This is a genomic window from Nocardiopsis sp. M1B1 (assembly GCF_052466615.1).
The window spans coordinates 6,150,121-6,167,913 of sequence record NZ_CP196194.1; the positions used below are offsets into that span (position 1 = coordinate 6,150,121).

The window sequence follows — 17,793 nt, forward strand, 5'->3', positions numbered from 1 at the left end:
GGATGTCGGATCTCGGCTCAGAACCCGCTGGTCACGTGCGTGACGGCGGGGTAGCCCATGAGCAGCAGGAAGCCGAGCACCAGCAGCATGACCGGCAGGGTCATCCGCTCGGTGGCCTCGTGTGCCTGCGCTTCCAGGGCGGCGAGGCGGTGGGTGCGCAGGGCGGCGGCCTTGGCGCGGACCGAGGCGCGCACCCGGGCGCCGTCGGTTCCGGCGATGCGGATGGAGGAGGCGAGTTCGTCCAGTTCGCGTACGCCGGTCCGCTCCGCGAGGTCGGACAGGGCGTCCCAGGGTGGTCGGGTGCGCAGGTTGGCCTCGTGCAGGCAGCGCCGGATCAGGTCGAAGGCCGGTCCGTTCCCGCGCCGGGTGGCGGATGCGAGCGCTCCGGTAACCCCTGATCCCCCGGCCAGGGCGACTCCGACGAGGTCGGCGATGACCGAGGTGACCGCGCCCAGCCGGGCGCGGCTCCGGGCCGCCCTGTGGCGGAGCACGAGCGCGGGCGCGACCAGGCACAGCCCCAGGCAGGACGTGCCGAGCCCCAGTGCGGCGGTGAGCGGCATCGGTGAGGCGGGCGGCACGGCGGTGGCCAGCAGGGACAGGAACAGGGTGGCTCCGGCGAACGCGGACACGGTCATCTCGGCGCGGTGGCGGTCGGTGTCGATGCCGCACACAGCCAGGTCGCGCCGGGTTCGGGGTCCGGGCCAGCCGAACCGGGCCAGCACTTCCCCTCCTGCCCGCGCCGCGTTCGCGGCGGCGCCCACGATCCCGGTGGCCCCTGTTCCCTTCCTCTGCCCCGCCCGCCCCCACGTGTGTTCCCGTTCCCGCCGCTGAGCCCCTTCCTGTTCCAGGTCCGGCGGCGGGAGGAGGTCGGCGAGGTCGGGGCGGCTCAGCACCCGCGCCGTCCACCACAGTCCGGCTCCCACCGCGGCCCCGCCCAGGGCCGCCGCGAACACGCTCATACGCGTTCCTCCTGATCGTGGGCGGACAGCACGCGTTCGGTGCGCGGCGGGGCGGACAGGCGGGTCAGCCACCACAGCGCTGCCGCCCACACGGTTCCGACCAGTGCGAGCACGAGTTGGCCGGTGGTCGAGCCGAGCGGGGCGAAGTAGGGGCCGTTGAGGGCGGCCATGCCGATGACCATGGTGAGGGAGGCGGCGGTGATGATGCGGACGGAGGTGCGGGTGCGTGCTCGGGAGGTGGAGGTGCGCACGAGCATGGACGCGCGGTCGCGCGCTGCCTCGGCCAGGCTGCCCAGGAGGGTGCCCAGGTCGGCGGCGTGGCGGTGGGCGGCCATGGACAGCGCGGCGGCCACCAGGTCGGCGGTCTCGTTGTCGACGCGGTGGGCGAAGGCGGTGAGGGCGTCCTCCAGGTCGTTGCCCGCGGTCAGGTCCGCGGCCAGGCCCTGCACGTCGCCGCGCACGGCCTCGGGTGCGATGGCGCAGGAGGTCCAGATGGCCTGGCGGAGGCCGGAGGATGCGGTGATGAGGTCGCGCAGCTGTTCGGTCCAGCCCGCGACGGCCTCGATGCGCGCGATCTCGGCGGCGGTGGCCCGGTCGGGTCCCAGGACGGCGGGCAGCCACCAGGCGGCAGCGGCGGCCAGGGCGGCGGCGACGGGCCAGCCGGTGACGCCCCAGGCGAGCATGCCCGCGCTGAGTGCGGCGGCCGCCCGGAACACGGTGTCGCGGCGCACGCTGACCCGCGAGCGCAGGAACTTGGGGGCGGCGGTGAGCGCGGGCCAGAGCAGCACCAGGCCCAGGCCGACCGCGGCGCCGCCCAGGCTTGCGGCCAGGACGGTGGTCACCGCGCGTCCTCGAACAGGCTGGCCGGGTCGAAGCCCACGCGGGCGAGCTTGCGGGTGTACTGCGGGCTCAGCGGGGTGGTGAACCCGCCGTGTTCGCGGGCGTAGACCTCGTTGGTGACCACCCGGGGCCCGTCGACGCCGACGATCTCGCGGATGCTGCCGACGCGGCCGCCGCCGTGCTCGTCGGTGTCGATGTGCACGGCCAGGTGGACGGCGGAGGAGATGAGGACGCCGCTCTCCTCCAGGGTCAGGCGTTCGCTGGCCTGGTTGGCGTAGGTGGCGAGCTTGGTGAGGATCTGCGCCGAGGAGGAGGCGTGCACGGTGGCCATGGAACCGTCGGTGCCCATGGTCATGGCGTGCAGGAGCGCGACGGTCTCCTGTCCGCGGGTCTCGCCGACGATGACCCGGTCCGGGGACATGCGCAGCGCGTGGCGGACCAGGTCGGCCAGGGTGATCTCCCCGGCGCCCTCGGTGTTGGGCGGCCTGCCCTGGAGGGCGAGGCAGTTGAGGTCCTGGTCGGCGTCCAGCCTGAGTTCGAAGGCGTCCTCGACGGTGATGACGCGTTCGGCTGGCGGGATGTGGCGGGCCAGGGCGCGCAGCAGTGTGGTCTTGCCCGAGCCGGTGGCGCCGCCGATGACGAGGTTGAGCCGGGCGCGCACGGCCGCGGTGAGCAGGGAGCGGACGGGGCGGGTGAGCATGCCCGATGCGGTGAGGTCGGACAGGGTGAGTTCGCGTTCGGGGTGGCGGCGGATGGTGACGGCCGGGCGCCGGGAGACGCCCATGACGGCGGACAGGCGTGCGCCGCCGGTGAGTTCCATGCTCAGCAGGGGCGCGGAGGCGTCGAAGCGCCGTTCTCCGCCGGGGGCCTGTCCGGCCAGGCGCCGGACGAGGGCGACGAGTTCCTCGTCGGTGGAGGTGACGGGCGCGCGTTCCTCGCGGCGGCCGTCGCCGAGGTCGACCCAGACGCGGGTGCCGTTGATGTGGATGTCGCGCACGCCGGGTTCGCTGAGCAGGAGTTCGAGGGGGCCGAGCCCGCAGACCTGGGCCAGGGCGCGGGCGCGGACCCATTCCTCCTCGGGGCCGGTCAGGGCGCGGGCGGCTCCGGTAAGGGCGCGGCAGGCGTACTCCTCCAGCAGGGCCGCGAGCAGCGCGTCCGCGCGTTCGCGCCGGGCGCGGTGGCCGTTGCGCGCCGGGGTGTCGGTTTCCTGGCGGACCAGGGTGTCGGTGACGCGGTCGGCCAGCCGTGCGGCGGTCTCGGCCAGGTGCGGTGCGACGCGGTGGCCGCTCGGGGCGGCCACGCGGGAGGTGTCGGAGGCGCTCACGCGGCGAACGCCTCCTCGAAGCGGCGCAGGGTCGCGGCGGCGTCCACCAGGTCGTCGACCCGGTCGGCCAGGCCGCGGGCGGCGGCCAGCAGCGGCATCCACTCGACGCCGTCAGGGTTGTGGCGGGTGTGCGACCAGGCGGCCACGCGTTCGCGCAGACTCCGCGGGCGGGAGTCCTCTCCGCGCAGGAACGCCGCGCCGGTCGGGTCGTGCGGCAGCTGGGCCCACACCCGGCAGCCGGTCTGGGCGGTGATCTCACTGGTGGAGAAACGGGAGCCGTGCACCGCCAGGCCGACCGCGGCGCCTTTGCCGGCCAGGGACTCCAGGACGTCGCGGCAGCGCGAGACGCGGTGGATCTGCGCGGCGTCGTCGCCCGCGACGGTCAGCACCACGGCGTCGGACAGGGTGAGCAGGTGCGCGCCCGCGCTGCCCGGGGCCACCCGGCCCAAGTCCAGGACGGTCAGCCCGCCCCGCAGGACGCGGGCGCGGTGGGCGAGCGCGGTCACCACGGCGGAGGCCTCGTGCGCCGTGGTCGGCGCGGCCAGGGCCCGCAGCCCTCCGGGGAGTTCGGCGGCGTGCGCCAGCAGGGCGCGCCGTGCCCCCTGCTCCCCGTCCGGATTCGGGTCGGAGGCCCGGACCGACGCCGCGAGCGAGACCAGCCCGGGTCGGCCGACGAGCCGGTGCCACACGGCCAGGTCGCCGCCGCTGGCGTCGGCCTCCACCAGTACCGGAACGGTGAGCGGGCCCGTGGGCCACACCGCCGCCAGCGCGGTCGCCAGGGTCGTGACCCCCGGAGCTCCCGAGAACGAACACACCGCGATGATCATGCTCTCCCCCTTGCGTCCTTGCTCTGTCGTCCTACGGCTCGGCCATGAGCACCAGGCGCGTGCCCGGCTCGTCCACGGCCCGGGCCACCCCGGCCGCGTCCTCGTCCACCACCAGCAGCTCCACGACCCGCGCGTCCGCGGGTGCCTCCTCGTCCCCCGACGAGTGCAGGCGGGCGTGGAAGGGATCGCCCTCCTCGGCGATCACCAGCAGCAGCGCGCCCTTGCCCGCGGAATCCGGCAGCATCCCCGGCGTGGTCTGCACCGCGACCACCGCCTGTCCCGGCGCGGGCCAGGAGGAGGTGTCGGCGATCATCGGGCCGGTGAGCACGGTTCCGGCCGGAATCGGTGCCGCCGCCCGACCGCGCAGGGCCTCGGGGACCGTGACCAGGTCCAGCTCCTCCACACCGAACGCGGACACGACCCGCAGGTCGGCGATGTCGAGGCCGTCACCGGCCTCCACGTCGTTGACGGCGACCAGGACCGTCGCGGGCTCCTCCTCGCGGGTGGCGGCCCAGGCGGCGACGACGCCGCCCAGGACCATGGCGGCGATCCCGGCGAAGGGCCGCTTCCAGCCGCGGCGGCGGACGGCGGACAGCCGGGATTTCCCGGTCTTCCGGTCGCCTGAGTGGGGTTTGGTCAACGTCGTCACGCCCTGTGCTCCCGTCCCTGGTGCGTCGAGGTCCCTGCCGTGTTCAGCCGTCGGTGACCAGCGCGTGGACCTCGCGCACGCGGACGCTGTCGGATGCGCTGGTCGTCAACGGGTCGAGGGTGCCTCCGCCGCCCGCGCTGGTGGTCCACTCCACCGTCCAGGACACCGTGGCGGCGACCGGGAAGCGGTCGTCGGGCTGGTTGTGGGACGTGCGGGTGTAGGCGTGGCCGCAGTCGGGCGAGGGCGTCTGGGCGTCGTGGCGCGCGGGGTCGAACACGGTCCCGGGGCCGTCGCAGTAGAGCACCGTTCCGTCACCCATGTCCCAGCGGAGCTGCTGCGGCACGGCGGTCACGGTGACCGAGCCCGCGGAGACGGAGGCGGTCGCACTGACCGGTTCCCAGTCAGCGCCGTCCACCCACAGCCATACCGGGAAGTGAACGACCGTGTCCTCGGCGGGCGAGGATGCCAGGGCGGGCGCGGGCAGGCTCATGGACGCCCGTGCCTGCTCAGCGGCCTGGCGCGGGCTGACGGTTTCCCCGCCGCCCGGGCCGGACCTGGTCGAGGCGACGCAGGTCCAGCCCGGTTCCGCCTGGTCCATCTCCACGCACGGGTCCTCGGCGGAGAGCACGGCGGTTGCGCCGCTGTCGGGCCGGGGCGCGCCGCCTGAGGAGCCACCGCTGTGCTGCCCGGATCCGGCGAAGGCGGAGCAGCCGGACGCTTCGCAGGAGGCGTTGCCCTTGAAGTCAATCTCGCTCGGCGAAGGAAGCATCGGGGACACGGCGGTCACGGCAGGAAGAACCGCAGCGGCGAGGATCGTCGTCGACATCAGCACGAGTCGTCTCCCCACACCTGTAGCTGGACCACCCGCCAGGAGAAAACGTCGCGGTTCACCCTGGCGTCCACGCGTACGTTGTCGGACCTCGGCTCGGCCTCTCCGACGACCTTCCAGTCACCGGCTCCCTGGCAGTCCCTGATCACGATCGATCTCGGTTCGTCTGTGGGTTCAGCAGAGACCACCTCAGGAGCGGGAACCGGGTCGCCCTCCATGCCGTAACCGGCTTCGGCCACTCCCCGGACCCCCTGCTGCGCCAGTTCGAGCGCCTGGTCGACGGCGTACTTCTCCAGGTCTGGGTGGTCCGGGTCCATTTCCGCAGAAGCGAGAACGATCGCGTCCCAGAACCGCAGGTAGGTGTCGACGGCCTCTTCTTCCGGCGTCTTCTCCGGAGCTTCCGTTTCGGACGGAATGGTTGAGGATTGAACGACTGGTTCGACTGCCTCGTCCGCTTGAGCGGTACACCCCGTCAGGAGCAACGCACCTGACAGGGACAGCAGGAATCCACGCACCACAGAGGGCTCCCTGGAGTGATTTTCTTGTCACTCTCCGTGACAGAGATGAAGGTAGCCCCTCGTCTGGCCTGCGCACAAGTGGTTACGGACGACCCTTCGGAGAAAAACTGTCGGTAAGCTCACGCCTCTTCGATGTCCAACTCGCCTACCTGCGGAAACACTCTCTGGTCGGCCAGCATCACCAGTAAAACGGCTTCCAGACATGACGGTGGGCGGCGCCCGTGACAGGCGCCGCCCACGGCGATCCAGGTTCAGAGCCTGGTCAGCTGTTCATCACGAACCTCGGAAGCCCGGAGGAGCGTTCGTCGGGTGACACCGGGAAGGTCGCCCAGACTCCGAGGCCCAGACGGGCGCTGCCAGGTCCCACCGGATAGTGGCCCCAAGTCTGGGCGAGGGAGTCGACGAGCATCAGGCCGCGCTGCCCCTCAGCCCACGACCACTCGTCGTCCGACCGGTCGTCCGGGATTCGGGGAAGGCCGGTGCCGCCTCCTTCGTCCACCACGGCCAGCCACAGCGTGCGTTCGTCCAGGAGGGCGAGGGCCCGCAGGAACTCCCGGCCCTCGGGTGCGTACTTGACGGCATTGGCGGCCAGCTCGGCCGCGCACAGCAGCACGGTGTCCACCAGGTCGGGATCGAACCCCGCCAGATCGGCGCGCAGGTCGGCGCGGACCTGACGGGCCTGGGCCAGGTCCGAGCGGTAGGCGCGGTGCTCCCACCAGGTCGACGCCCGCCGGGGCGGGGACGGCATCGGTTCCGGAGCCGGGGCAGGAGTGAGGGTCATCGTCATGGTGCTCACCCGACCCTGTCGAGGTAGACGCGGATGACGGCGGCCAGGTCCGCGAAGTCGTCGGGCTCTTCCTTCACGGGTTCGGCCAGCAGGTCACCGACCGGGACTCGTGGCAGCGGCGGCATGTAGGGCCGGACCAGCGTGCCAGCGGAATCGAGCGTGGAGGGGGCAGCCTCGTTTCCGGAACGAGGGCGGGGTGCCTGTGTGTGGCGGTCGCTCTGCCCATGCGGGAAGGCCTGGGTCGTCCTCGTGCGCCGCACCTGGTCGCTGGGGAAGCCTGTCAGCTCATGGACAGGGCGTCGGTTGGCGGGTACGAGCGCGGGCGGCAGTTCTCGACGGCGGGGCGACGGCGTGATCGCGGTCCGCTCTGGCCTGGGGCGTCGGTGGTGTTGGGGAACGAACACGTAGGCCAGGGCGATGGCCAACACGGCGGCGGTCAGCGACCACACACGCCCGGCCAGACTCTGGCGGGGCCTGCGGTGCCTGCCGATAGGGTGTTCCACGGTCTTCCTCCTGCTGTGTTCAGGTGGTTGATCGCGCCCCGGTCCGGTGTTGGAGCACCGGTCGGGGCACCTTGTTTTCTGTTGTGTGCGCGGGTGTCATTGGCCCCGGGTAGGGCTGCGCTTCCCGCTCACGGTCGAAGGGATCGAAGTTCGCGCTCGGTGGCGCGGATGACCGCGTCCAGCAGCTGCGGTGTGGCCGCGCTCAGCGGCGGAACACGATGCGGGCCGAGGTGGAAGGCGAAGAAGCGGCGCGAAGCCGGCCCCCACAGCACCCACCACCAGCGTTGGTGGAGTTGTTCCAGCAGGCGGGCGGCCTCGTACTGGGTGGCGTCCTGGCTGCGGTCCCACGCCATTCCGGGCTGCTCAGGCCGCGACGGCGTCGTCGGGGTCAGGGACGGGCGCGTAGGGATCGATGTGTGCCCACACCGTCAGGGGCATACCGGGCTCACCGTTCCAGCCCCACTCCACGGACAGACGGTCCACGAGGCGAAGGCCCCGTCCGCACGCCGCCAGAGCGTCGACCTCCGATGACAAGCGCGGAAGGCAGACGATCTGTCCCGGGCGCGGTCCGTCATCGGTGACAGAGATACGGACGAGTCGGCCGGGCAGCGACTCCATCTCCACCCGAATGTGCCCGCACAGCTGGCCTGACGCCGAGTGGGTCAGCGCGTTGGTCGCCAGCTCGCTGGCCACCAACTCGACGCGCAGAGCGCGAAGCGGGTCCACGGATACGCCGTTACGACACCAAGCGCGCATCTGCCGCACCTGCGAGGGCAACGGGCCGAAGATCGCCACCCTCACGCCTCGATTGCCGCTGAACACCCGTCGGGGCAGGTCGCTTCCTCCCACAGCTGGGCTGCTGTCCTCGTCTTGCGTCCTCCGCTGCCGCGGTATGTCAAAGCTGCTCATCGTGACCTTCCAAGAGAAGGGATGGACTGGCACCCGGCGCGGAAGGTACTGATCTCGCCCCGGCGTGAACATGCAGGCCGGGCGGTGTCTTACACACCTGGTTTCCCCAGGCGACGTCCCTCACCGGCGGCGAGCTTTCGCCCGACACCCGTCACTGAGGGCGATGAACCGAACGCTCACTGATCTCATAATGCATTCCAGGAACTTTCCTGGCAAGTGCCCGGAAGGATCTGGGCATATCTGAGGGGGTCCAAGACTTATGGTGAGTGGGCGTGCCCACCGGTCGTCGGAGCCGCGAGAACGGGATGAGAGGAACGACGTGGAAGCTCAGCGCAGCCCGGCTGCAGCGCGCCGCAAGCTCGGCGCCCACCTGCGCAAACTGCGTTCGGACGGGAAGCTGACCGGCGCTCGCGTCGCCTCGGACATCGGATGCGCGCCTTCTACGATCAGCAAGTTCGAGGGCGGAAGCCTCGTCCCTGACGCCGAGCAGCTCGACAAGCTCCTGGACCTGTTCAGGGTGGAAGAGAGCGGTGAGAGGGAGTCACTACACCGACTCTTGGACGACGCTTCCGAAGCCGGTTGGTGGGAGGCCTACGACGAGGTCCTACCTCCCCGATTCGACACCTATATCGGTCTTGAGCTCGACGCTGTGTCCGTGCACGCCTACGAGACCACGCTCGTCCATGGCCTGCTGGAGACCCGGGCGTACGCCAGCGCGGTTCTTCATGGAGCTACCTTCGGCAAGCCTCCGGAGGACATCGACCTCCTGGTCGACGTCCGGATGCGCCGCAAGGAGCTCTTCGACCGCGAACCGCCTCTACGCCTGTCGGTAGTGATGGAGGAAGCGGCCCTCATGAGGCCGATCAGTGGCACCGAGGTGATGCGCGAGCAGATCCAGCACCTGATCGAGGAACAGGCGAAGCCCCACATCAGCATCCAGGTGCTCCCCTTCTCGCTGGGGGCACACGTCGGCTTGAACGGGAACGTCGCCCTCCTGGAGTTCCAGGACCAGCCCCCGGTCGCCCACGCGGAGGGCAGCACGGGCAACAGCTTCCTGCTCAAACCACGCGAAGTACGCCGCTGTAAGCTCCTGCTGAAGCGACTGGAAGAGATCGCGCTGAGTCCCGAGGACACCACGGACTACCTCGCCAAAACCCTCAAGGAGCTGAAGTGAGTCGCCCCTCCCAGGAAGACCAGGTTCTGCCTACGGCATGGGTGAAGTCGAGTCTCAGCACCAACCCTCAAGGGTGTGTCCAGGTCAGGGTCCCGTATGTGGGCGTGATCGAGATCGGTGACACCAAGAACCCCGCCGGGCCCACGCTCACCGTTCCTCACGCTGACTGGGACTACTTCCTCGGCCAGGTCGTGAGTGGCAGAACCGTCTTCAGACGCCTGCACACCACTTTCTTCCCTGACGGCGGCTTTACCCTCACCGACACCGCCATCCCCAATTCCCCCACCCTGACCTACACCAAGGCCGAATGGGACGCCTTCCACGCGGGCGCCCTGGTTGGCGAACTGAGGGGCGAACACCCACGCGGCGTCCTCGTCTCCGCGTAGACAGTCCCAGCCCCCGCGACCAAGGCGAACCCAGACTCATCTCCGCGTGCGCGGAGCTCGGCGCGAGTCCCTTCCCTATCCGGGAAACCGTGTGGGTGGGCGCGTGCGCCCACCCACACGAAGCTCACCTGCCGGGGTCAGCAGGCCAGTCCAGACCGTGGCCCTCCTCGACCTGGTCCCACAGAGCCAGCAGACGGGTGTGGCGGGTGCGAATCATCCCGTCCGCAGATGGGAAGCCGGGGTGGGCCAGAAACCGGGGGCCGGGCCCGCCGCGGTGGTCGCGGTCCCAGCGACGGACGTGGTCGGCCATGGTGGCGGCCATGTAGGCGGTGTCGGGACCGTGACCGCAGGCCACGAACTCGTATGTGGCGGAGGCATCGGGTACCGCGGGGAGCAGCAGGTAGGCCAGTGAGGACCCGTCCCACATCGCCGGGATCAGGGCCCGGTTCATGGGCCGGTAGCGGAAATCGTCGGCGGTACCGGTCAGGGTGGCGAAGTTCGGCAGTCCGGTGGCCATCCACATCTGCAGGGTGCCGAAGGGTTCCATGCCAGCGATACGGACCCCGGTGAACTGTTCGTGCACGGGGAGGGCGAACACCTCGGGCAGGGCTTCGAGTGCAGGCACAGGGTCGGCGTCGGTGGTCAGCTCGACCGTGTCGGTGACCGGCACGGTGGTGAGAACGGGAACGCCCAGACCCTGCATGGGCACGAACCCCGCGTGGTTGCCGGTCTCGCCCAGCAGCAGCGCGCCGTGGCGGGTGAAGGCGTAGACGCGCTGGAAGCCCCGCACCCCCAGGGGGAGCACGAGGCGTCCGCCGTCGACGAGCTGCTCGGTCCAGGCCGGGGGCAGGTCGGTGGCGGCGGCCGTGACGATGATCCGATCGTAGGGAGCGCCGTCGGGGTGGCCGTGTTCGGCGTCCCCGACGACCAACTCCACCCGGTCTGCGTATCCGGCCTGGGTCAGGTGGGTGCGGGCGCGGTCGATGACCGCGGGGTCGATGTCGATGGACGTCACCGATCCGGCGGGTCCGACGACCTCAGCGACCAGTGCGGCGTTGTAGCCGCCCGACCCGACCTCCAGCACCCGCATGCCGGGGCGGAGTCGGGCGCGTTCCAGCATCAGGGTCTGCACCCAGGTCGCTGAGACCGAGCTGGTGGCGGTGCCGTCAGCGGCGAAGCGGGTGCGCAGCACCGTCTCCGGGTCGTAGATCTCATCCAGAGGGAACTCCGGAGCGAAGGCGTGGCGGGGCGCGGTGCGCACCGCTCTGGTGACTGGTTCGGAATGCAGGGCGTTGATGGCTCGCAGGCGAATGATCATGCGTTCGCGCAGCTCATCAACGCGGTCGGTGTCCGAAGCGGAGGCAGAGGTGTCGGAGGTCGTCACGCTGGCAGGCTAACCAGCAGTGCTCCCGCGCGCAGGGTTTTCCGATGAACCTGCGTGTGCGGCGTCCACCGGCTCTCTCACCGGCCTGTCTCCCAGCTGTGGCCGAATTGATCCGCAACCGCAGGACACACCAGATGGTCACCGCCACGGAGAGCAGTGGTCACCGGCTCCAGGCCCAGGCAAGACACCCAGTCACTCCCTCTGCACGGAACAATCCAACCGCGTGGCCATCAGCATGAAGTTTCCGCCCGACCAGGTCCCCGGGTTCTCCCCAAACGTTCGGGAGTCCGGTTAGGTTGGGCTTCGGCAGTCGCCGTAGACCACACCATTTCTGAGGAGAGCGATCGTGGCCCAACGCCCGTCCCCCGTGCGGGGTATGCGCGATGTCCTGCCCGATGCCGCAGAGCGGCGTCAACGGCTGGAGGCCACCATCCATCATGAGTTCTCCCGGTTCGGGTACCGACCCATCGAGACCCCCGCGCTGGAGGACCTGCGTTTCCTGGAGTCCGGGCAGGGCGGCGACAACGAGAAGCTGATCTTCAAGACCCTGCGCCGGAACATCTCTCTGAACGAAGCCACCGACGTGGCGTCCCTGGCGGACGCTGGCCTGCGGTTCGACCTGACAGTGCCGCTGGCGCGCTTCTACGCCACCAACGCCCCCGACCTGCCCTCGCCGTTCCGCGCGGTGCAGATCGGACCGGTATGGCGCGCTGAGCGCCCTCAACGGGGCAGGTACCGACAGTTCACCCAGTGCGACATCGACATCCTCGGTGAGGCCTCGCTCCTGGCGGAGATCGAACTGCTCAGCGCGGGTAGCCGCGCTCTGGCCGCGGTGGGGCTGCAGGAGTTCACGATCCGGCTCAACCACCGCCGTCTGCTCACCGGGCTGTTGACCGCGTGCGGGTTCGCGGACGAGACTCACGCGCACACGCTGATCGTGGTGGACAAGCTCGACAAGATCGGCGTGGAGGGGATCGAGCGCGAACTCGCCGAAGCGGGACACTCCCAGTCCGCGATCACCGCCCTGTCGAAGGTTCTCGCCCAGGCCGAGGCAGCGACCACACCCGACCAGCTCGCCCAGGTGCTGCCCTCGGGGATGGACGGGGAACCGTTGGAGGAGCTACGTACGATCGCCTCCGCTGTGGTTCTGCCTGAGACAGCGCCCAAGGCGCGGCTGGTGATGGATCTTTCCCTGGTCCGTGGGATGGGCTACTACACCGGGCCGATCTTCGAGGTGGCCGCGCCCGGTCTGGGCTCCTCCATCGCCGGTGGCGGCCGATACGACGAAATGATCGGGCGGATCGGCGGCCAGCCGACCACCGCTTGCGGGTTCAGTATCGGCTTCGAGCGCCTGGCCGAGGTCCTTACCCCTGCCTCCGAGCAGAGGGAGCAACGTGTGGCGCTGCTCTGGCGCTCTGACCAGGGCCTGGCACAGATCGCCGAACACGCGGACCGGCTACGGGCTCAGGGATATGTGGTGGAGACCGTGCACGTCGCTGGCAAGGGCAAGGGCGTGTACAAACGGCTGGTCACCGCCGGATTCGATCTGGTGGCCCAAGCCCTGGACGAGGCCGCGCCCCGTCCGCTGTCCCCGTGAGCCCATCCCGGCCCCGGTGGGGCGACCTTCCCGCAGCCGCACGCGAGAAGGTCGCCCGAGCCCTCAGCGAGGAGGTTGTCAGCGAGCGCTCCCAGAGCGGGGGATACACCCCGGCCGTGGCGTCTCTGCTGACGACCGCCAGCGGCCGTTCCCTGTTCTGCAAGGCGATGCCGGAGGACCACCCTCTGTGCGCGACCCTGGCTGCGGAGGCTGCCGTGGCCGCGTCGGCTCCTGCGGACTCGGCCCTTCCCCGCCTCGTCTGGGAGGGAAGGGAGAACGGGTGGCGGTTGGTGGTGTTCACCGCCGTGCACGGCCGCCACGTGGACCTCTCGCCCGGTTCCGGCGACGTGGCGGCGGTGATCTCGGCTCTTGACGCTCTGGCAGATGACCTCACCCCGTGCCCGCTCATCGCGGCACCTACGGCAGGCGAGGTACTGGCACCAGTCCTCCACGGGTGGTCGTCCATGAAGGAACAGCCTCCCCAGGCACTCACCCCTTGGACGTTGGCCAACCTCGAACGCCTCTCCTCGTTGGAGAAGGGGTGGACCGACCACGCGGGCGGGGACACACTCACACACGGTGACGTGCGCGCGGACCAGTTGCTCATCGACGCCCGAGAGCGGGTGTGGTTGGTCGACTGGGCGCACCCGTGCCGTGGTGCGGCGTGGATCGACGCGGTGGAGCTGGTGCCGCACCTGATCATGGCCGGACACACGCCTGAGGCGGCTGAGAAGAAAGCAGCGGGTTCGACGCGGTTCGCCTCGGCCCCGGCTTCCGCCGTGGACTCCTTCGCCGTCGCAGCGGCCGGGTACTGGACGCGGACCTGCCGTCAGGCTCCGCCGCCGAGCCCGGGTGGGGCGAGACTGCGCGCGTTCCAGGCCAGGGCTGCGGATGCCGCCCTGGCCTGGGTGCGTTACCGCTTCGGGGAATGAATCAGGCGAGCACGGGACGCAGGCCGTGGAGCACTCGCTGGTGCGCCAGGTCAGTGACGTAGGCGTGAGCCGCGCCGCCGATCTGGGCACGGCTCAGGTCGCGGAGCGCCTGTTCTACCAGTTCAGCAGCGGTGCGGGCAGCCGCTTGGGCAGCGCCGGTCGTGACGAACGCCAGACGGATCTCCTCGGTCTGTTCGTCCGTGGCGTGGTCCCCTTCGATGACCGGGCGCAGCCGGTGATCGTCGGGGATGCGCCGGTGGAGTTCGACCAGGAGCAGGGTTCGGCGCAGATGGCGGATCTCGGCGGCATCGCCCTTGCCCGCGTTCATCAGATCCGGGCACCCGGTGGCCAGGTCGTCCACGATCTGCGAGGCGGCGCCGACGGTCTCCAGGACCCGGGCGACGGCCTCGCGTTGGTCGGGATCCGCGCCGGTGGCGATGTGACCGATGCGCCAGGGAAGGCCGTAGCAGTAGTCCCCCGCCTTGTCGCGGTACATGCGCACAACCGCGTCCGTGGTGATGGATTCCAGTTCCCGCTGCCACAACAGTTCCTGGAGTTGGCCGTGCTGGGTCCGGCGGACGCACTCCACGACCACGTCCCACAGGGCTGCTCGGTGCTTCGGGTCGGCGTCGTCCAGCAGGTCCCTGGTCAGGGAGAGGAGCATGTCTCCCCAGAACAGAGCCGCGCCGTTACCCGCTGAGCCGATGCGGCGCCGGAAAGCCTCGGGCAGGGTGGGGTGGCCGAACTTCTCGGTGTCGCCGTCGACGATGTCGTCGTGGATGGCGAACAGGTCCCTGACCACCTGCGGAACCAGGGCGACGGTGCCGAGCCGTTCGGTCAGGTCGTCGGTGAATTCCGCCTGGTCGTGGCCCGCGCCGACCAGGGCCAACACGGGACGGGGCAGGAGGGAGTCGACCTGGGCATAGGCCAGATAGTCCTGCCCCAGTCCGGACAGGTGCGGTGGCAGGTCCTGTGTCCAGCGGGTGAGAGTCCGCGTCCACAGGGAGTTCACGGGCGGGGAGAAGCGGTGCAGTGTGGTGGTCAGCACGAGGCGGTCTCCGGGATCTGTCGGGCCTGGGCGTAGCGGTGGATGGCATCGGTGTCCGTTGCCTCTCCCACCCACAGGTCCACGCGCTGGCCGTTGGAGTTCCCTGTGGTGGAGGCGTGGGCGCGTAGGTAGTCGCCGACCGGGTCGCCGGTCGGTTCCGGAATGAGGAGCCGGTCAGCGGTGCTGGGGCCGAAGTGGTGCGCTCGCTGATGGGTGGGCGCGTCGGCGAAGGTCCCGCAGGCGTCCATGACAGCCAGGAGGCGTTCGATTCCGAAGGCGAAGCCGCTCGCCGGAACCCTTCCGGGGCCATCGGAGGCGAAGTGGCCGATGAGGTGGTCGTAGCGACCGCCGCCGGCGATCTCCACGAAGCTGGCGTCCGGCAGGACGACGTCCACCTCGAAGGCCAGACCGGTGTAGTACTCGTGGCTGCGCACTACGCCCAGGTCCACCACCGCGTTCAGGCCTGCCTTCCTGAGGGCATGGGCCATCGACGCGAGTCGTCCCAGATGTCCCGGCGCCACGTCGTCCAGCGTGGCCAGGAGGTGGGAGTCGACGTCGCCGGAGTCGTGGTGGGCCATCGCCTGCCAGCGTTCCACCGTCTCGGCGGGGCAGTTCGCGAGCAACGCGTCCAGGCGGGCGCTGAGGTCGGTGGCCCGGTCGGAGTCCTTGCCCGCCCGGCATTCGGCCAGAGCGTCGAGGCATTCCTTCACAGCGATCGTGGTCGTTTCCTCGAAGCCGCTGTGCTCTGACAGAGCACGGAAGAGGCCGACGTCGCTGATCCGGACGCGGACCGAGTTCTCCGGTGCGCCCAGCGCGTGGAGAGCCCCGTCGATGAAGGTGATGATCTCGGCGTCGGCCGCGGCGGATGCGACTCCGAGGATCTCAGCGCCGAACTGGCGGAACTCGCGAGCCTTGCCCTGGGAGAGGGTGTCGACCGCTTCGTTGCGCCAGCACGGGAGGTCGTAGAAGACCTTCAGCGGCAGGGTCTGGGTGGGCAGGACCGAGGCCAGCCAGCGGGCGACGGAGACCGTGCCCTCGGGGATCAGCACGGCCGGGGTGTTCTGGTGGGTGCGGGTGTGGCCGGACCCGTAGTCGGGGACGTCGAGCTCGAAGACGCCCTTGGGGTTCCATTCGGGCCAGGGCGAGGCGCCGACGACCTGACGGCTGAAGGACGCCTTGCGCTCCAGGGCGGGGACTTCGAGGCGGTCGTATCCGCGGGTGTGAGCGTACTGGGCCAGGACGGACTGGGCGTAGTCGCGCTGGCGCAGCTCGGGGCCGAACCTGTCGCGGGTTCCCACGAAGGGCTGGGTGTTACGGGGGGTCTGTGACACTGGGGCTCCGTTCCTTGGGGTGTCTTGTCGTGTGGTCTCGGGTCGTGAGTGGCCGGTGTGGGGGCGCGGCGACACGGGTGGGTTCGGGGTTGTGCCGCCGCGCCGATACCTCCGCGCGCGGGTGGTGGCGATGAGGCCTTCCGCGGTGGCGCTCTTCGGCATTACGTGGACCGGACTCAGGCCGTGCTGGTCGACGATGGTGCCGACATCGTCCAGTTCGGCCACGGTGCGGGTGACGAGCTTGAAGCCAGCCCAGCGCGGAAGACGGACTTCCTGCCGGTCGCGAACGTGCCGCGAAGACGCGGCGGGCGGTTGCTCATGACTCTCCTCGCGGAGCGGCCTGTAGGGATGAAGTCAGCCCGAGGCGGGCTTGGCGCTACATGTGTGCCGGTTGCGGAGTCAGATCAGGTGGTCGAGGCGCAGACGTCCCATGGCTTCAGGAGCCTTGGAGGTACGTGACCAGGGGGTGTAGGAACCTGATGCTCGACGGTAGGCCTGCTTCGGCGGGGCGAAGTATCAGCGAAGTACCAGTCCCCTGGGATAGGCAGTCGCGAGTGCGTAGGCTCGTACACGAGAAGCCGCGAAAGGGAGCGCCGATGTCCATCACCGATGACGACGTGCCGATCGGCGATCGGGTCGCGGTAGCCCGCAAGATCGCCGGAGTGAACCAGCGGCAGTTGGCGCAGAAGTCCCACTACAGCGTGAGCATGGTCCGGGCGGTCGAGCAGGGCCGGGAGCCCGCGTCGCCTGAATTCGTCGCAGCGGTGGCCAAGGCGCTGAGTATCGAGCCCCAGGAGTTGTACGGCCAGCCCTACCACCAACTGCTGGCTCAAGACGGTGGCGGGCTTCCCGGCGCTGCCGAACTCCAGGCGATCCTCGCTGAGGGCAACTACGTGGAACCGCTCGACCCCACGTCCGCGGACGAACTCAGCGCTGACTTGGCGGCGGTACAAGGCCACCGTCACCAGGATCAGGCCCGTCGTGCGCTGGCGAAGGTTCCGGTCCTGCTCCGACAACTGCATGGCTTGACTGAATCGAGTCCGCCTGGCGCGGAGCGCGAGCACGCCCACCGGCTGCTCGCCCGGGCCTACGCCAACGCCGCGCAACTGAGCTATCGGTTCGGCTGGCTGGTCATCGCCTCGGCCCTCCTGGACCGGATGGAGACCGCCGCCGCCCCGTCGGGGCAACCCCTGCTGGCCGCCCACGCCGCACAGCAGCGCGCGCTGCTGCTGATGTCCCACTCGGCGTACGAGTCCGGTCAGCGCTATGTGCAGCGTTCCCTGAACCTGATCGGACCGCCCGAGGAGGAGGCCCGACTCGCGCTGGCGGGGGCCGCACATCTGAGGGGAGCGGTCCTGGCAGCTCGGTCCCGCAATCGGGATCGGGCCGCGGAGCACTTGCGGGAAGCCGAACGGCTGGCCGCTCTGATCGGGCACGAGTCCCCGGTCTACGACACCAACATGGGCCCGGGGAACGTGGCGATCCACCGAATCGCCGTGGAGCTCGATGTTGGCGACCCTGGGCGAGCTGCTCGGGACGGTTCGCGGCTGCGCCTTCCAGCTGACGTGACAGCGACGCGTGTCGGCCGTCACTGGCAGGACGTGGCCAGGGCCTGGGTCTTGTCCGGTGACAGCTCTGCGGCTTTGAACGCCCTGTACCGGGCTCGACAGGCGGCACCGCAGCAGACGCGCTACCACCCGCATGTCCGCGAGACCATACACGCCATCACCGCCAAGCAACGCCGCACATCCGGCAACGCCGCTCACTTCGCGCACTGGCTGGGGCTCAAATCCTGA

Annotated in this window: 19 protein-coding genes; 5 read left to right on the top strand and 14 right to left on the bottom strand. The window is 70.2% G+C overall.

Annotated features, from left to right (window positions below; translation table 11 throughout):
* Positions 1-17: 17 nt before the first annotated feature.
* The 11 genes from ACSTA4_RS26695 to ACSTA4_RS26745 all read right to left on the bottom strand — a co-directional run bounded on the left by ACSTA4_RS26695 (position 18) and on the right by ACSTA4_RS26745 (position 7,992).
* Complete coding sequence (locus tag ACSTA4_RS26695) at positions 18-959, bottom strand: type II secretion system F family protein (protein WP_444961488.1); 942 nt, start codon at positions 957-959, stop codon at positions 18-20.
* A complete protein-coding gene (locus tag ACSTA4_RS26700) occupies positions 956-1,801 on the bottom strand; it encodes a type II secretion system F family protein (protein WP_444961489.1) in 846 nt (281 codons plus the stop codon). The genes ACSTA4_RS26695 and ACSTA4_RS26700 overlap by 4 nt, the downstream gene beginning before the upstream one ends.
* Positions 1,798-3,123 (bottom strand): CpaF family protein, encoded by a 1,326-nt coding sequence (locus tag ACSTA4_RS26705; RefSeq protein ID WP_444961490.1) that lies wholly within the window; start codon positions 3,121-3,123, stop codon positions 1,798-1,800. Before ACSTA4_RS26705 ends, ACSTA4_RS26700 begins: the two co-directional genes overlap by 4 nt.
* The gene (locus tag ACSTA4_RS26710; RefSeq protein WP_444961491.1) at positions 3,120-3,950 is read right to left on the bottom strand and encodes a hypothetical protein; all 831 of its coding nucleotides are present in this window, start codon (positions 3,948-3,950) and stop codon (positions 3,120-3,122) included. The genes ACSTA4_RS26705 and ACSTA4_RS26710 overlap by 4 nt, the downstream gene beginning before the upstream one ends.
* A 31-nt stretch (positions 3,951-3,981) precedes the next feature.
* Positions 3,982-4,599: an SAF domain-containing protein gene (locus tag ACSTA4_RS26715; RefSeq protein ID WP_444961492.1), complete on the bottom strand. Its 618-nt coding sequence runs from the start codon at positions 4,597-4,599 to the stop codon at positions 3,982-3,984.
* 43 nt (positions 4,600-4,642) lie between these two features.
* Positions 4,643-5,368 (bottom strand): hypothetical protein, encoded by a 726-nt coding sequence (locus ACSTA4_RS26720; protein WP_444961493.1) that lies wholly within the window; start codon positions 5,366-5,368, stop codon positions 4,643-4,645.
* Positions 5,369-5,424: 56 nt separating this feature from the next.
* Positions 5,425-5,943: a hypothetical protein gene (locus ACSTA4_RS26725; RefSeq protein ID WP_444961494.1), complete on the bottom strand. Its 519-nt coding sequence runs from the start codon at positions 5,941-5,943 to the stop codon at positions 5,425-5,427.
* A 265-nt stretch (positions 5,944-6,208) separates the two neighbouring features.
* Entirely contained in the window at positions 6,209-6,694 is a 486-nt protein-coding gene (locus ACSTA4_RS26730) for an ATP-binding protein (protein ID WP_444964282.1), read from the bottom strand.
* Between the two features lie 44 nt (positions 6,695-6,738).
* Entirely contained in the window at positions 6,739-7,236 is a 498-nt protein-coding gene (locus ACSTA4_RS26735) for a hypothetical protein (RefSeq protein ID WP_444961495.1), read from the bottom strand.
* Between the two features lie 128 nt (positions 7,237-7,364).
* Positions 7,365-7,589, bottom strand: coding sequence for a hypothetical protein (locus ACSTA4_RS26740; protein ID WP_444961496.1), 225 nt, complete (start codon positions 7,587-7,589; stop codon positions 7,365-7,367).
* A 10-nt stretch (positions 7,590-7,599) separates the two neighbouring features.
* A complete protein-coding gene (locus tag ACSTA4_RS26745; RefSeq protein WP_444961497.1) occupies positions 7,600-7,992 on the bottom strand; it encodes an ATP-binding protein in 393 nt (130 codons plus the stop codon).
* Between the two features lie 472 nt (positions 7,993-8,464).
* Between ACSTA4_RS26745 and ACSTA4_RS26750 the strand changes: the two genes are divergently transcribed.
* Positions 8,465-9,319 carry a helix-turn-helix domain-containing protein gene (locus ACSTA4_RS26750; RefSeq protein ID WP_444961498.1) on the top strand — a complete coding sequence of 285 codons (855 nt, stop codon included), beginning with the start codon at positions 8,465-8,467 and terminating at the stop codon, positions 9,317-9,319.
* A 41-nt stretch (positions 9,320-9,360) separates the two neighbouring features.
* The gene (locus tag ACSTA4_RS26755; protein ID WP_444964283.1) at positions 9,361-9,705 is read left to right on the top strand and encodes a DUF397 domain-containing protein; all 345 of its coding nucleotides are present in this window, start codon (positions 9,361-9,363) and stop codon (positions 9,703-9,705) included.
* Between the two features lie 124 nt (positions 9,706-9,829).
* On the opposite strand, the gene fxlM is transcribed toward ACSTA4_RS26755, so the two are convergent.
* Complete coding sequence (gene fxlM, locus ACSTA4_RS26760) at positions 9,830-11,089, bottom strand: methyltransferase, FxLD system (protein WP_444961499.1); 1,260 nt, start codon at positions 11,087-11,089, stop codon at positions 9,830-9,832.
* 346 nt (positions 11,090-11,435) lie between these two features.
* Here fxlM and hisS point away from each other — a divergent pair, with 346 nt between their 5' ends.
* Both hisS and ACSTA4_RS26770 read left to right on the top strand, forming a co-directional pair.
* Positions 11,436-12,686, top strand: a complete 1,251-nt coding sequence (gene hisS / locus ACSTA4_RS26765) for a histidine--tRNA ligase (RefSeq protein WP_444961500.1) — start codon at positions 11,436-11,438, stop codon at positions 12,684-12,686.
* On the top strand, positions 12,683-13,618 hold the full coding sequence (locus tag ACSTA4_RS26770; RefSeq protein ID WP_444961501.1) for a phosphotransferase family protein: 936 nt from the start codon (positions 12,683-12,685) through the stop codon (positions 13,616-13,618). The genes hisS and ACSTA4_RS26770 overlap by 4 nt, the downstream gene beginning before the upstream one ends.
* Position 13,619: 1 nt before the next feature.
* On the opposite strand, the gene ACSTA4_RS26775 is transcribed toward ACSTA4_RS26770, so the two are convergent.
* Both ACSTA4_RS26775 and ACSTA4_RS26780 read right to left on the bottom strand, forming a co-directional pair.
* On the bottom strand, positions 13,620-14,666 hold the full coding sequence (locus ACSTA4_RS26775) for a polyprenyl synthetase family protein (RefSeq protein WP_444961502.1): 1,047 nt from the start codon (positions 14,664-14,666) through the stop codon (positions 13,620-13,622).
* The gene (locus ACSTA4_RS26780; RefSeq protein WP_444961503.1) at positions 14,660-15,997 is read right to left on the bottom strand and encodes an ATP phosphoribosyltransferase regulatory subunit; all 1,338 of its coding nucleotides are present in this window, start codon (positions 15,995-15,997) and stop codon (positions 14,660-14,662) included. Before ACSTA4_RS26780 ends, ACSTA4_RS26775 begins: the two co-directional genes overlap by 7 nt.
* Before the next feature lie 596 nt (positions 15,998-16,593).
* Between ACSTA4_RS26780 and ACSTA4_RS26785 the strand changes: the two genes are divergently transcribed.
* Positions 16,594-17,793, top strand: coding sequence for a helix-turn-helix domain-containing protein (locus tag ACSTA4_RS26785; RefSeq protein ID WP_444961504.1), 1,200 nt, complete (start codon positions 16,594-16,596; stop codon positions 17,791-17,793).